The organism is Niveispirillum fermenti, assembly GCF_048066175.1.
GTDB lineage: Bacteria > Pseudomonadota > Alphaproteobacteria > Azospirillales > Azospirillaceae > Niveispirillum > Niveispirillum fermenti.
This window is the reverse complement of sequence record NZ_JBLTXA010000013.1, coordinates 78,920-92,855: the sequence shown is the minus strand read 5'-3', so window position 1 is coordinate 92,855 and position 13,936 is coordinate 78,920. Positions and strand designations below refer to the sequence as shown.

General features: G+C 66.9%; 11 protein-coding genes. 3 read left to right on the top strand and 8 right to left on the bottom strand.

Annotation, left to right across the window (positions count from 1 at the left end):
- Positions 1 to 13: 13 nt before the first annotated feature.
- Both ACM9LZ_RS14735 and ACM9LZ_RS14730 read right to left on the bottom strand, forming a co-directional pair.
- Positions 14 to 3,103 carry an efflux RND transporter permease subunit gene (locus ACM9LZ_RS14735; RefSeq protein ID WP_416620245.1) on the bottom strand — a complete coding sequence of 1,030 codons (3,090 nt, stop codon included), beginning with the start codon at positions 3,101 to 3,103 and terminating at the stop codon, positions 14 to 16.
- Complete coding sequence (locus tag ACM9LZ_RS14730; protein WP_416620244.1) at positions 3,100 to 4,209, bottom strand: efflux RND transporter periplasmic adaptor subunit; 1,110 nt, start codon at positions 4,207 to 4,209, stop codon at positions 3,100 to 3,102. The genes ACM9LZ_RS14735 and ACM9LZ_RS14730 overlap by 4 nt, the downstream gene beginning before the upstream one ends.
- A gap of 150 nt (positions 4,210 to 4,359) precedes the next feature.
- On the opposite strand from ACM9LZ_RS14730, the gene ACM9LZ_RS14725 reads away from it, so the two are divergent.
- Positions 4,360 to 4,998 (top strand): TetR/AcrR family transcriptional regulator, encoded by a 639-nt coding sequence (locus ACM9LZ_RS14725; protein ID WP_416620243.1) that lies wholly within the window; start codon positions 4,360 to 4,362, stop codon positions 4,996 to 4,998.
- On the opposite strand, the gene ACM9LZ_RS14720 is transcribed toward ACM9LZ_RS14725, so the two are convergent.
- Entirely contained in the window at positions 4,993 to 5,202 is a 210-nt protein-coding gene (locus tag ACM9LZ_RS14720; RefSeq protein WP_416620242.1) for a hypothetical protein, read from the bottom strand. The two genes, ACM9LZ_RS14725 and ACM9LZ_RS14720, sit on opposite strands and share 6 nt — an antisense overlap.
- A gap of 361 nt (positions 5,203 to 5,563) precedes the next feature.
- On the opposite strand from ACM9LZ_RS14720, the gene pyk reads away from it, so the two are divergent.
- Positions 5,564 to 6,976 carry a pyruvate kinase gene (gene pyk, locus ACM9LZ_RS14715; RefSeq protein WP_416620241.1) on the top strand — a complete coding sequence of 471 codons (1,413 nt, stop codon included), beginning with the start codon at positions 5,564 to 5,566 and terminating at the stop codon, positions 6,974 to 6,976.
- 64 nt (positions 6,977 to 7,040) lie between these two features.
- Here pyk and ACM9LZ_RS14710 read toward each other — a convergent pair whose 3' ends face one another.
- Positions 7,041 to 7,445 (bottom strand): hypothetical protein, encoded by a 405-nt coding sequence (locus tag ACM9LZ_RS14710; protein ID WP_416620240.1) that lies wholly within the window; start codon positions 7,443 to 7,445, stop codon positions 7,041 to 7,043.
- 420 nt (positions 7,446 to 7,865) lie between these two features.
- Between ACM9LZ_RS14710 and ACM9LZ_RS14705 the strand changes: the two genes are divergently transcribed.
- Positions 7,866 to 8,999: a methyl-accepting chemotaxis protein gene (locus tag ACM9LZ_RS14705; protein WP_416620239.1), complete on the top strand. Its 1,134-nt coding sequence runs from the start codon at positions 7,866 to 7,868 to the stop codon at positions 8,997 to 8,999.
- Positions 9,000 to 9,042: 43 nt separating this feature from the next.
- On the opposite strand, the gene ACM9LZ_RS14700 is transcribed toward ACM9LZ_RS14705, so the two are convergent.
- Genes ACM9LZ_RS14700 through ACM9LZ_RS14685 form a run of 4 tightly spaced genes read right to left on the bottom strand, consistent with a single transcriptional unit; the run spans position 9,043 to position 13,761 of the window.
- Positions 9,043 to 10,014 (bottom strand): ABC transporter permease, encoded by a 972-nt coding sequence (locus ACM9LZ_RS14700; RefSeq protein WP_416620238.1) that lies wholly within the window; start codon positions 10,012 to 10,014, stop codon positions 9,043 to 9,045.
- Positions 10,015 to 10,018: 4 nt separating this feature from the next.
- Positions 10,019 to 11,146: an ABC transporter permease gene (locus ACM9LZ_RS14695; RefSeq protein ID WP_416620237.1), complete on the bottom strand. Its 1,128-nt coding sequence runs from the start codon at positions 11,144 to 11,146 to the stop codon at positions 10,019 to 10,021.
- Complete coding sequence (locus ACM9LZ_RS14690; RefSeq protein WP_416620236.1) at positions 11,143 to 12,714, bottom strand: ABC transporter ATP-binding protein; 1,572 nt, start codon at positions 12,712 to 12,714, stop codon at positions 11,143 to 11,145. Before ACM9LZ_RS14690 ends, ACM9LZ_RS14695 begins: the two co-directional genes overlap by 4 nt.
- A 39-nt stretch (positions 12,715 to 12,753) precedes the next feature.
- The gene (locus ACM9LZ_RS14685) at positions 12,754 to 13,761 is read right to left on the bottom strand and encodes a BMP family lipoprotein (protein WP_416620235.1); all 1,008 of its coding nucleotides are present in this window, start codon (positions 13,759 to 13,761) and stop codon (positions 12,754 to 12,756) included.
- Positions 13,762 to 13,936: the final 175 nt, after the last annotated feature.

Genomic DNA, 13,936 nt, shown 5'->3' with positions numbered 1-13,936 from the left:
GCGCGACTTGGCTTCAGGCGGCCCAGCCGCCCGGCGTCGTGGGGCCGGTCTCCTCCTCCCGCACGCGAAACCAGGCGGCATACATGGCCGGCAGGCTGTAGATCGTCAGCGCCGTGGCCACGATCAGTCCCCCCATGATGGACAGCGCCATGGGCCCCCAGAAAGTGCTGCGCGACAGCGGGATCATGGCCAGCACGGCCGCGGCGGCCGTCAGCGCGATGGGACGGGCCCGGCGCACGGTGGCATCGACCACGGCATCGAACCGGCCATGGCCCGCGGCGATGTCCTGTTCGATCTGGTCCACCAGGATCACCGAATTGCGCATGATCATGCCGGCCAGCGCGATGACGCCCAGTTGCGCCACGAACCCGAAGGGCTGCTGGAAGATCAGCAAGGCCAGGGTGACGCCGATCAGGCCCAGCGGCGCCGTCAGGAAGACCAGCAGGACACGCTGGAAGCTTTGCAACTGCACCATCAGCACGGCCATCATGATCAGGATCATGGCGGGCACCACGGCCATGATGGATTGCTGGCCCTTGGCGCTTTCCTCCACGGCACCCCCGATCTCGATCCGGTAGCCGGCGGGCAGCCGGGCGCGCAGCGGCGCCAGGGCCTGTTCGATCTGGGCCGTCACGGTGGGGGCCTGGACATGCGCGCCGGCAAGGTCGGCCCGGACCGTGAGTGTCAGGTCGCGCGACCGGGTCCAGAGGATCCCCTCCTCCAGCCCGTACTCGATCCGCGCGATCTGCGACAGCGGCAGCGGACCGGCCGCACCGCGCAGGCGGATGTCGCCCAGCCGGTCCGCGGCCGTGCGCTCGTCCTGCCCGGCGCGCAGCACCACGTCGATCAGTTCGTTGCCCTCGCGATACTGCGTGGCCGTATATCCGGTCATGACCGTCTGCATGGCCAGCGCCAGATCCTGGCTGGTCACGCCCAGGGCCCTGGCCCGGTCCTGGTCCACGACCAGCCGCACCGAGCGGACCTTCTCCGTCCAGTCCAGGTTGGCATCCACCGTGTTGGGATTGGCGCGGATCAGGTCGCGCAGTTCCCCCGCGATGGTGCGCAGCGTTTCCGGATCGCGCCCCATGACGCGGAACTGGATCGGGTAGCCCACGGGCGGCCCGTTCTCCAGCCGGGCGACGCGGATACGCAGGTCGGGGAACCGCGTCTCCAGCAGCCGGGGCAGGCTGTGCGACAGCACCACCGTGTCGTCCAGGCTGTGCGTCATCAAGATGAATTGTGCGAAATTGGGCCGGTTCAGTTCCTGGTTCAGCGGCATGTAGAAACGCGGCGCACCGCCGCCGATGAAGGCGCTGTGGCTTTCCACACCTTTTTCGGCGGCGAAGATCGCCTCCATCTCCGCCACCCGCTGCCGCGTGACGGCGATGGAGGTGCCTTCGGGCAGTTCCAGGTCGACCACCAGTTCCAGGCGTGCCGAAGAGGGGAAGAACTGCTGCTGGACGAAGCCGAAGCCCACAACCGACAGGCCGAAGGCGGCCAGCGTCAGGCCGATCACCAGGAACCGGTGCCGCACGGTCCAGACCAGGCTGGCCCGCAGGCGGCGGTAGAGCGGCTTGTCATAGGCGGCATTGTGGTCTTCCGCCGGCTTGCCCTCATGCGCGGCGGGCAGCATCTTGTAGCCCATGTACGGGGTGAAGATGACGGCCACCAGCCAGGACACCAGCAGGGCCGTGGCCACCACCCAGAAGATGGTGCCCGTATATTCGCCGGCCGCGGAATGGGCGAACCCCACGGGCACGAAGCCCGCCGCCGTCACCAGCGTGCCCGACAGCATGGGAAAGGCCGTGGAGGTCCAGGCGAAGGCGGCCGCCCGTGCCCGGTCCCAGCCCTGTTCCAGTTTCACCATCATCATTTCCACGGCGATGATGGCGTCATCGACCAGAAGCCCCAGCGCGATGATCAGTGCCCCGATGGATATCTTGTGCAGGTCGATGCCCATGGCCAGCATCATCGCGAAGGTGACGGCCAGCACCAGGGGCACCGACAGGGCCACGACGATGCCCGTGCGCAGGCCCAGGCTGATGAAGGTGACCAGCAGCACGATGCCCAGCGCCTCCGCCAGGGCGGCCGCGAACTCGTCGATGGACGCGCGGACCACGGTCGGCTGGTCGGCCACGGGCGCGATTTCGATCCCGTGGGGCAGATCAGCCTGGATCAGGGCCATTTCCCGCTTCACGGCGTCGCCCAGGTCCAGGATGTTGCCGCCCGTGGCCATGGAGATGGCCAGACCCGTCACCTGTTCGCCATTGTGGCGCATCAGACGGTCGGGCGGGTCCATGGCGGCCCGGCGGATGACGGCGATGTCGCCCAGGCGCAGCAGCCGGCCGTTGGCCTGAACCGGCACGCCGGCCACCTGATCCTCCGTCGTCAGCGCGCCCGTGACACGGACGCGGATCCGGTCCGCGCCCGTGTCGATCAGGCCCGTGGGCGTTACCGCGTTCTGGGCGGCCAGCGCATTGCCGATCTGCTGGATGGTGACACCCATTTCGGCCAGCCGGCCGGTATCGAACTCGACATAGATCTTCTCGTCCTGCACGCCCAGCAGATCGACCTTGCCGATCGACGGCAGCCGCAGCAGCCGCTGGCGGGCGGCCAGCAGCACCTGCCGCATTTCCGCATCCCGGAACCCGTCGCCCGTGAAGGCATAGATGATGCCGTAGGTGTCGCCGAACTCGTCGTTGAACTGGGGGCCGATGACGCCGGCCGGCAGCGTATGGGCGATGTCCGCCACGCGCTTGCGCACCTGATACCAGATGTCGGGTACGACATTGGACCGGGTATAGTCGTGCAGGTTGACGAAGATCAGCGTTTCGCCAGGCCGGGCATAGGACCGGGTGAAATGAAAGTTCGGCACCTGCTGCAGGGTCTGCTCGATACGGTCGGTAACCTGCTCTTGCATCTCCTGCGCCGTGGCGCCCGGCCATTGCGCCGTGACCACCATGGTCCGGATCGTGAAATTCGGGTCTTCGGCCCGGCCCAGCGTCACGAAGGCATAGGCGCCCACGGCCACCGACATGATGATCATGAACAGGACGAGCGCCTGGTGGCGGATGGCCCATGCCGACAGGTTGAATCCGTTCACGGCAGGCTCCCGTCCCAGACGCGCACAGGCAGGCCCGCATCCAGCCGGTGGGCGCCGGCCGTGACGACCAGTTCACCGGCCTGAAGGCCCGCCTTCACCAACACCCCGTCATGGCGGTAGCCCGCCACCTCCACGGGGCGCAACTGTACCCGGTCGCGGGTCGCAGCCAGCACCCAGACCGCCGGCCGGTCGCCATCCTGGAACAAGGCGGAGGATGGCAGCAGCGCCAGGGCCGGCGCGCCGGCATCGGGGAAGCGGACCTGGGCCGTCATGCCCAGACGCACGGCATTGTCGCCGGCTGCGCCGCCGGGCAGGGACAGGCGCAGGCGAAAGGTTCGGCTGGCCGCGTCGGCCGCGGGGGTGATCTCCCGGATCGTGCCCGTCATGGCGACATGCCGGTCGGCCCAGAATTCCACCTGGGCGGCATCGCCGACCTTCAGACGGGCAACATCGGCCTCCGACACGTCGATGGCCACTTCCCGCCCCAGGTCGGTGGCGATGCGCAGCACGGTCTGGCCGGCAGCCACCACCTGCCCGGCATCGGCCAGCACATCGGTGACAATCCCGCCCTGGTCCAGAGTCAGGGCGCCATAGGCGCGCTGGTTGCGGGCCATATCCAGGCCGGACGCCGCCTCCCGCCGCTGGGCCGCAGCGGCATCCGCGGCGGCCTTCACCCGGTCATACTGCGCCTGGGCGATCGTGCCGGAGGCCAGAAGCGGGGTATAGCGCTTCAGGTCGGCCGCCGCCTGGACATCCTGTGCCGCCGCCTGGGCCAGGCGCGCTTCCGCCGCCTTCAGGGACAGGTCCAGGTCAACCGGGTCCAGCCGGGCCAGCACCTGGCCGGGTTCCACGCGGTCGCCCACCTGCACCAGCCGCGCGGCGATGCGGCCGGCCACGCGGAAGCCGGCCTGCACCTCCGTCCGGGGAACGATGTAGCCGGTATGGTGGCGGTCACCCGCTGCTGTGTCAAAGGCGACCTGTGCCACCCGCACCGGCCGCACCTCTACCGGCCTTTCCAGCGGCTCGCCGCAGCCCGCCAGCAGCAAAGGCACCATCACGGCCAAGGCCGGCCACGCGATGGCACCGGCACGGGTCCCCCTTGCCATGATACACTGTCCCCCGAAGATCGCTTGTGATGACGTTCGGATAATGTAACCTACATTACACAAGAGCAAGTGACGGCCATCACCCTCGTGGTGCGACCGATCGCCCCCCGATCCATTCGCACCTGGAACCGTTGCCCGGAATTGTTGCCGATGAAGCCTGCGCCCCCTCCCCCCGCCGACCTGTCGCCCCGCATGGAGGCACGGCGGCAGGCCATGATCGACTCGGCGGCTGCCATTTTCTTCGAACAGGGGTTCGAGCGGGCCAGCCTCAGCGCCATCGTGCGCCGGTCCGGCGGTTCGCTGACGACGCTCTACCAGTTGTTCGGCAACAAGGAGGGGCTGTTCGAGGCCATGGTGACGCAGCGCTGCGGCGACGTGCTGGAGCCGCTGGCCGTGCCCGAGATGGAGGCGCGCTGCCCGCGGGAAACGCTGACGCGGCTGGCCCGCGCCCTGGCCGGCGTGCTGATGGATGGCGAGGCTCAGGGGTTGTGGCGCATGGTGATGGGGGAAGGGATCAAGTTCCCGCGTCTGCCGGAGATTTATTTCCGCTGCGGCCCCGACCCGTTCCTGGCGAAGCTGTCAGCCTATCTGGCCGGCCTGCACGAGAAGGGCGTCGTTCACTGCCCGGACAGCCGCTGGGCCGCGCAGGCCTTCGCGGTGCTGGTGGAAGGGGAATTGTTCTTCCGGACCGTGACGGGCATGCGGCCGCTGCCCGATGCGGCGGAAATGGATGCCCATGTCGAGGCCACGGTCGCCGGCTTCATGCGCATGGTGGCACCATCCTCATGACCGGTCACGATCGCGCCGCCGGCTTTGCCTTTGCAGCCACACGAACAGGCCGAACAGCAGCCCAGCCCCGATGAAGGCGGCGGCGATGGCGCCGCGCCCCGCCAGCGGCAACGGCGCCAGCGTTTCCGTCGCCCGGAAGGTCGCGAAGGCCAGCATGCCAAGCCCAAGGGCGGCGGCGATGAACAGCAGCATGACGGCACGCATGGCGGGCCAGTCCTTTCCGGGTCGGGTGATCGGTAGCGGGCATGATACCCAAAACAGATGGTCCCGCCCGTGGCATAATACCAACTTGCGATGAGTTCTACTCATCGCAAGTTGGTATAAGCAGTGGTGCCGCAGGCGGGGGGGTGTCACCCGCACATCCACGCGCAGGCGACAGGGTTCTTGCCCACAAAGGATGCCGGCAATCGCGCCACTTCGGTGAAATGTAATCAAATTACCGATCTTATGGGGGTTTCCTGTAACACGGGCATCGAATTTTCCGGGAACCGTGATACAAGGAAGATCAAGGACGGGCGGCAAGCGCCCGCAACCGATCGTCGGACCACCAGAGTTTGAGGCCCCCATGCGTCGCCATCGCCACGCCAAGATCGTCGCCACCGTCGGCCCGGCCAGCAACACGCCGGAAAGGCTGCGGGAACTGTTCCTGGCCGGGGCCGATGTGTTCCGCCTGAATTTCAGCCATGGCACGCACGAGGACCATGCCAAGGTCCATGCCGCCATCCGCGCGCTGGAACAGGAGGTGGGGCGGCCCATCGGCATCCTGCAGGACCTGCAGGGTCCAAAGATCCGCATCGGCACGCTGACCGCTGGCCGGGAGGACCTGATCACGGGCGAGCGCGTGATCTTCCGGCTGGGGCGGGAGCCGGGGGACAAGCAGTCCATCCCCCTGCCGCATCCGGAAATCTTCAAGGCCATCATGCCGGGCCAGGATCTGCTGATCGATGACGGGCGCGTCCGGGTGCGGGTGCGCGGCGTCACCGACGAGGTGATCACGGCCGAGGTGATCGTGGGCGGCGCCATTTCCAACCGCAAGGGCGTCAACCTGCCGGGCACGGCGCTGGACCTGTCACCGCTGACCGAGAAGGACCGGGCGGACCTGGCGTTCGGCCTGTCCCTGGGCATGGACTGGGTGGCCCTGTCCTTCGTGCAGCGCCCGTCCGACGTGATCGAGGCCAAGGGCCTGATCGGCGACCGCGCCGGTCTGGTCTCCAAGATCGAGAAGCCGCAGGCGCTGGAGAAGATCGACGACATCATCCGCCTGTCCGACGCCATCATGGTGGCGCGCGGCGACCTGGGCGTTGAAATCCCGCATGAGGATGTGCCCGGCCGGCAGAAGGAACTGGTGCGTGCCGCCCGGCTGGCCGCCAAGCCCGTCATCGTGGCGACGCAGATGCTGGACAGCATGGTGGCCAGCCCTACCCCCACCCGGGCGGAGGCGTCCGACGTGGCCACGGCCGTGTTCGACGGGGCCGATGCCGTGATGCTGTCGGCGGAAAGCGCGTCCGGCCAATATCCGGTGGAGGCGGTGTCGATGATGAACCGCATCATCGCCAGCACCGAGAAACATTCCGCTTATCGTCCCATCGTCACGGCGCTGGAACCGGAGGTGGATCATACCCCCTCCCATGCCGTGGCCGCAGCAGCGGGCGATCTGGCCGGCACCATCGGGGCCGCCGCCATCTTCGCCTTCACGGCCAGCGGCAATACCGTGGCCCGCATCGCGCGCAAGCGGCCGGACGTGCCGGTGCTGGCCGCCACGCCCAATGGCGACGTCGCCCGGCGTCTGGCCCTGGTCTGGGGCGCGCATGCCATCCGGTCGGGCGATGTCGGCAATTACGAGGAGATGGTGGAGCGCGCCAAGGAACTGGCCGTCACCGCCGATTTCGCCCAATCGGGCCAGCGCATCGTCATCGTGGCCGGCATTCCCTTCGGCCAGGCCGGCAGCACGAACAATCTGCGCGTCGCGAAGATCTGAACAGGGTGGCGTTCTTGCGGGGCACCGCCGCCGGCACTGCCCCGCAATACACAGGCCCAAGCACCTATCGCAGGGCGTTGCTCAACAGATAGGCCGCATAGTCGGCGGGCTTCAACCGGATGGGCGTGCGCTCGCTGTCTCCCGCCATGGCGCGGGCCAGGACGATATGGCGCTGCACATCGGCATCAACCACTTTGAACAGGGCCGTCTCGCCCTTGATCCGGGGATAGTATGTGGGATCGACGCGCTTCTGGCGCTTGGCCAGGCGCTCTACCGCCTGTTCCTGCGTGATGTCGACATCGGGCTGCTGCTTGACCAGGGTCCAGTCGCTCTCCCCGGCCCAGCCTTCCGCCACCAGGGTCGCCGGATCGCCATCGGTCACCCCGACCTTGAACAGGTTCTTGCCCAGCCCGACATCGGAGCCCCATTGGCTGATAGCGGCGCTGCGCGCGATGAATATGGTGGCCATCGGCATTCCCTTCACTTGGGTTTTCAACGGGGTTGAAACACCGGACCGCATCCCCGTCGACCCGACGCAGGTCTAGTGCAGGACGGAATTGGACAGAAGGGGGTTTGCGGGCCCTGGCACGGACTGGCATGGCTCATCACCGCCCCCGTGCCGTGCCCGGCACAATCGTCTAAATAATGGGCACAGATGGCCAATATTTAACCAGCCGATTCCGGCCGGCGGTTTTACAAGCGGTTACATCCATTAATCTCACGTAAATATGATTAGATTTTAATCAATATTTTAACTTGGATATATTTTGAGCATTTGTTAATATTTATGCAACAAGAAGCTCCTTCCGTGATGCGCCACAGTAACGCTCAGGAACAGGGACCGATCACGCCCAAGCAAATCGCAATCCAAGAGCCGAATACGGGTAGCATGCCGAAAGACCTGCTGGCGGATCATTCCGCCCATCCGAAGGTCGGGGCCGAAACGGACGCCTCGCCGGAAACCATCATCGAACTTGCACGCGAAGTTGCCGAGGTTTCCGCGCAGCGCACCAGCGCCATCGGCGACATCACCCGGCGCACGAAGATCCTGGCGCTGAACGCCAAGATCGAAGCGGCGCGGGCCGGGGTGCATGGGGCGGGGTTCGGCGTCGTCGCGGCGGAGGTGCAGTCCATCTCCGCCGAAATCGACGCGACGGCGGCCCGGATGCGTGATGAGATCGTGGGCAGCGCCAACCGCCTGCACCAGTTGGGGCAGGACCTTGTCGGTTCCATGCGCGGGCAACGGCTGGCCGATCTCGCGCTCAACATGATCGACATCATCGATCGCAACCTGTACGAGAGATCGTGCGATGTCCGCTGGTGGGCCACGGACAATGCCGTGGTTGCAGCCCTGGAGGAGCCGTCGGCCCTGACGGCCGACCATGCCGCCCATCGGGCCGGCGTGATCCTGAAATCCTACACGGTCTATCTCGATATCTGGATTGCCGACGCCGGTGGCCGGGTTGTCGCCAACGGCCGGCCCGACCGCTATGCCGTGCGCGGCCGGTCGGTGGCCGGTGAAAGCTGGTTCCGCGACGCCATGGCCACGCGCGACGGCACCGAATTCGCGGTGGCCGACGTGGCGCCGCATGAATGGCTGAACAATCAGCCGGTCGCCATCTATTCCACTGCCATCCGGGCCGGCGGTTCTGAAACCGGCCGGCCGCTGGGTGTGCTGGGCATCTTCTTCGATTGGGCACCGCAGGCCGGCGCGGTGGTGAAATCAGTCCGCCTGACGGAGGAGGAACGGCTGGAAGGTCGCACGAAATGCCTGATCGTCGACAGCAGCCACCGCGTCCTGGCCGCCAGCGATCAGCGCTACCTGCTGATCGGCCATTATCCGCTTCATACCGACGGCAAGGACATGGGCTATTATCAGGCGGAGGATGGCACCATCGTCGCCTTCGCCCTGACACCGGGCTATGAGACCTACAAAGGACTGGGCTGGTACGGGCTGCTCCTGCAGCGCACACCGGAGGTGGAGGCCGCCTGGAACAGCCGCAACGGCCTGACGGTGAACTGATCCGGGCGGCCACCGGCCATGGCCCGGTCAGCGTTCCCTCACATCACCGATCTTTCACATAGGGCCTGCCGCTGGCCTTGGGCGGAATGGCCTTGCCCACGAAACCGGCCAGCAGCAACACGGTCAGCAGATAGGGCAGCGCCTCGATCAATTGCACCGGCACCTCACCGATGCCCGGCAGGCGCACCCCCTGCAGGCGGGTCTGCAGGGCGTCGGCGAAGGCGAACAGCAGGCAGGCGAACAGGGTGGGCACCGGCTTCCACTTTCCCAGGATCAGCGCGGCCAGCGCCAGGAACCCCTTGCCCGCCGTCATGTTGGTCTGGAACCCCGCCCCTTGCGCCGTCGAAAGATAGGCGCCGGCGATACCGCACAACAGCCCCGCGATCAGCACCGCCTGATAGCGCAGCGCCGTGACGGAGATGCCGGCCGTGTCCACGGCAGCCGGATTCTCGCCCACGGCCCGCAGGCGCAGGCCGAACCGGGTGCGGTAGGCGACCCAGAAGGTCAGGGGAACAGCGGCCAGCGCCAGATAGACAAGGATATTGTGACCGCTGACCAGCTCGTAATAGAGCGGACCCAGCAGCGGCACGCCCCGTAGCCCCTCGGCCAGCGGCAGGGTGATCTCCCCGAACCGGGCACCGGCCGGCAGGTTGGGTGTGCGGCCACCCATCTGGAACCAGGCATTGCCCAGCACGGCCGTCAGGCCCAGCGCCACGATGTTGAGCGCCACGCCGGAGACGACCTGATTGCCCCGGTGCGTGATGCAGGCGAAACCGTGCAGCAATGCCAGCAGCAGGGAAGCCAGGATGCCGGCCCCCAGCCCCGCCCAGGCCGAACCTGTCATGGCCGCCGCGGCCGCCGCGGCGAAGGCCGCCACCAGCATCTTGCCTTCCAGGCCGATATCGACCACGCCGGCCCGTTCCGAATAGAAGCCGGCCAGGGCCGCCAGCAGCAGCGGGGTCGCCAGACGCAGGGTGCTATCCAGCAGCGACAGGAGGGAGAGAAGGAAATCCATGGCCTCAGGCCCCCGCCGGCTTGGCCGCCACGGACGGGCGGCGGGCGAACAGGCGCACCAGCGCCGGGCGGAACATATGTTCCAGCGCCCCGGCGAACAGGATCACCACGCCCTGGATCACAACGACCAGTTCACGGCTGATGGTGGGGTAATCGAAGATCAGCTCGGTCCCGCCCTGATACAGCGCCCCGAACAGGATGGCGGCCGGAATGATGCCGGCGGGGTGGTTGCGGCCCATCAGCGCCACCGCGATGCCCGTGAAGCCCAGCCCGGCCGGGAAATTCAGCATCAGGCGGTGCTGCACGCCATGCAGCTCGTTGACGCCCAGCAGCCCGGCCAGCGCCCCCGACAGCGCCATGGTCACGACGATCACCTTCCGGGGGTCGATGCCGGCATAAAGGGCCGCATTCTCGTTGGCACCCGTGGCGCGCAGCGCATAGCCCCAGCGCGTGTGCCAGATGAAGAACCAGACCCCGACGCAGGCGGCCAGCGCCAGAAAGACCGAGAAATTCAGCGGCGAGCTTTCCATTGCGATCCCGACAGATGCCGCCATGTCGGCCATCATGGGCAGGAAGGTGCTGGGATCGAACGCCTCGCTCTCCGGCGACATCTGGCCCGGCTTGATCAGCACATTGACCAGCAGATAGACCATCAGGGAAGAGGCAATGAAATTGAACATGATCGTCGTGATGACGATATGGCTGCCGCGATAGGCCTGGAGCCAGCCCGGAATGGCCGCCCACACCCCCCCGAACACCGCACCGCCCATCACCGACAGCGGCAGCACCATCCACCAGGGCCAGCCGCCGAGCGACAGGCAGACCAGGCCCACGCCCAGCCCGCCGATATAGGCCTGCCCCTCCCCGCCGATATTGAACAGCCCGCCATGAAAGGCCATGGCCACGGCCAGCGCCGTGAAGGTCAGGCTGGTGGCATAATAGAAAGTGTAGCCGATGCCCTCGCCCGTGCCGAAGGCGCCCCGCAGCATGCTGCCCAGGGCACCCACCGGGTCTTCCCCGATGGCCAGGATGACCAGCGCCGACACCAGCAGCGCCAGCGCCACATTGACCACGGGCAACAGCAGGCCCGTGGCCCACCAGGGAAGATTGTCCGGACCGCCGCCTGCGCTCATGGTGCAACCCTTTCGGCGGCGGGGGCTTCCTTGATGCCCGCCATCATCGTTCCGATCCGGCTTTCGGTCGCTTCCGCCGCCGGCAGCTCGCCCACGATCTCCCCGTCGCACATCACCAGGACGCGGTCCGACAGGGCCAGGATCTCGTCCAGTTCGGCGGAGACCAGCAGGATGGCCTTGCCCCGGTCACGCAGGGACACAAGCTGGCGATGGATGAAGGCGATGGCGCCGATATCGACGCCGCGTGTCGGCTGCCCCACCAGAAGGATGTCCGGTTCGCGGTCCATCTCCCGCGCCATCACCAGCTTCTGCTGATTGCCGCCGGAGAACAGGGAGGTGCGCAGATTGGGGTTCAGCGGGCGCACATCGAACCGTTCCATAAGCGAAATGGTCTTCAGCGCGACGCGCTTCCAGTCCAGCCGCAGGCCACGCGACAGGTCCTTGTCCTCGTGATAGCCCAGGATGGCGCTTTCATGGGCCGGAAATTCCTTGATCACCGCCAGCTTCAGCCGGTCTTCCGGCACATGGGCCAGGCCGCGCCGGCGGGCGCCGGCCGCATCATAGGCTGTGTGGGGGCCGATCTCCTCCCCCTTCAGCGTTACCGTTCCGCTTTCAAAACGACGCATGCCGGACAGGACCTCCAGCAATTCCGACTGACCGTTGCCGGCCACGCCGGCCACGCCCACGATCTCACCGGCCCGCACCGTCAGGCTGGCATCCTTCAGCGTCGCCACGCCGCGCCCGTCCACGACATTGACCTGTCGCGCCGACAGCAGCACATCCCCCGGCACAGCCGGGGCCTTTTCCACGAAAAGGGAGGTTTTGCGGCCGACCATGGCATCGGCCAGGGCCTGCCGGTCGGTTTCGGCGGTCGTGAATTCGGCCACGACCTCCCCCCGGCGCAGCACCGACACGCGGTCGGTGACGGCCATGATCTCCTTCAGCTTGTGGGTGATCAGCAGCACGCTGCGCCCCTGCTGGCGCAGCCGCTCCAGGATGCGGAAAAGCTGCTCGACCTCCGGCGGCGACAGCACGGCCGTCGGCTCGTCCAGGATCAGCACCTCCGCCCCGCGATACAGCGCCTTCAGGATTTCCACGCGCTGCTGCACGCCCACGGGCAGGTCGGAAACGATGGCGTCCAGGGGTACTTCCAGGCCGAACTGATCCTCCAGCGCCTGCACCTCCGCCCGGGCGCGGGCCATGGCGGGGCCCAGCACGGGGCCGCCCTCATGCCCCAGCAACAGGTTCTCCAGTACAGTGAAGGTCTCCACCAGCATGAAATGCTGGTGGACCATGCCGATGCCCAGCCGGATGGCATCCTGCGGCGTGCGGATGTCGACCGGCTGGCCGCGGACCAGGATGGTCCCTTCATCGGCCTCGTAGAAGCCGTAGAGGATGCTCATCAGCGTGGATTTGCCCGCCCCGTTCTCCCCCACCAGCCCATGAATGCTGGCGGGTGCGAAACGCAGGGTCACGTTGCGGTTGGCATGGACAGGGCCGAATCGCTTGTCGATGCCGACAAGTTCGACCGCCCAGGAGGGGGAAACGTTTGATGGGGCGGCCGACATGGCGTCACTTGCGTCCGGAAGTCATGCGAGCGGGCGGGATCAGTACTTGCAGCCCTTGGCATCGTCGTAATTGGCGACGATGCGCGTGCCGGCCTTGATTTCCGCCGTGGCCTTGTCGACGGCGGCGCGCATCTCCGGCGTGATCAAGGCCTTGTTGTGCGCATCGTCGGCCCAGCCGACGCCGTCCTCCTTCAGACCCAGGCGCTGGTGCCCGGCCTTCCATGTGCCGTCGCGGGCCGTCTTGAACGCCTCATAGGCGGCCACGTCGACGCGCTTGACCATGCTGGTCAGCACCTTGCCCGGAAACAGATAGTTCTGGTTGCTGTCGACCCCGATCGACAGCTTGCCCGCATCCGCCGCCGCCTGCAGAACCCCCATGCCCGTCTGGCCGGCCGCCGCGAAGATCACATCGGCCCCGCGATCGAACTGGCTCTTGGCCAGTTCCGACCCGCGCGTGGGATCGGCCCAGGCCGCCGGCGTGCTGCCGGCCATGTTCGCCAGGATGGCGGTGGCCGGCTTCGTCGCCTTGACGCCCTGTTCATAGCCGCAGGCGAAGCGACGGATCAGCGGAATGTCCATGCCGCCGACGAACCCGACCGTCCCTGTCTTGCTGGCCAGCGCCGCCAGTACGCCGACCAGATAGGACCCCTCATGCTCGGCGAACTCCACCGACTGCACATTGGGCAGATCGACATGGCCGTCGATCAGGGTGAAGCGAACATTGGGAAACTCCTTGGCCACCTTCTCCACCGACGGGGCCATGGAAAAGCCGACGGAGACGATGACATCGGCCTTGCGGCTGGCCAGCCGGCGCAGGAACTGCTCGCGCTGCGCCTCGTTCGTCACCTCAAACCAGCGGAAATTGACGCCGGTATCGGCCTTGAACCGTTCTGCGCCGTTATTCGCCCCCTCGTTGAAGGACTTGTCGAAACGACCGCCCATGTCGAACACGATGGCGGGTTCGAAGGCAAGGGCGGGGGCGACCGTGGCGGCGGTGGACATGAAAAGGGCAAGGGCCGCACAGGCGGCACGACGGGTAAACGTCATCGGCTCCGTTCCGAAAGGGCGATGGACCTCAGCGGCTGGACCGCGGCCACCGGCAAAGGCTCATCGCAATATTACCAGTCGGACAAGCTATCCAGTTCATCGGCGGCGGGCAAGGTGCCTCGCGGCCCAAGGCGGCTGTGCGGGTGCGGAATCTTAACGCTGCCACCTCTGCCAG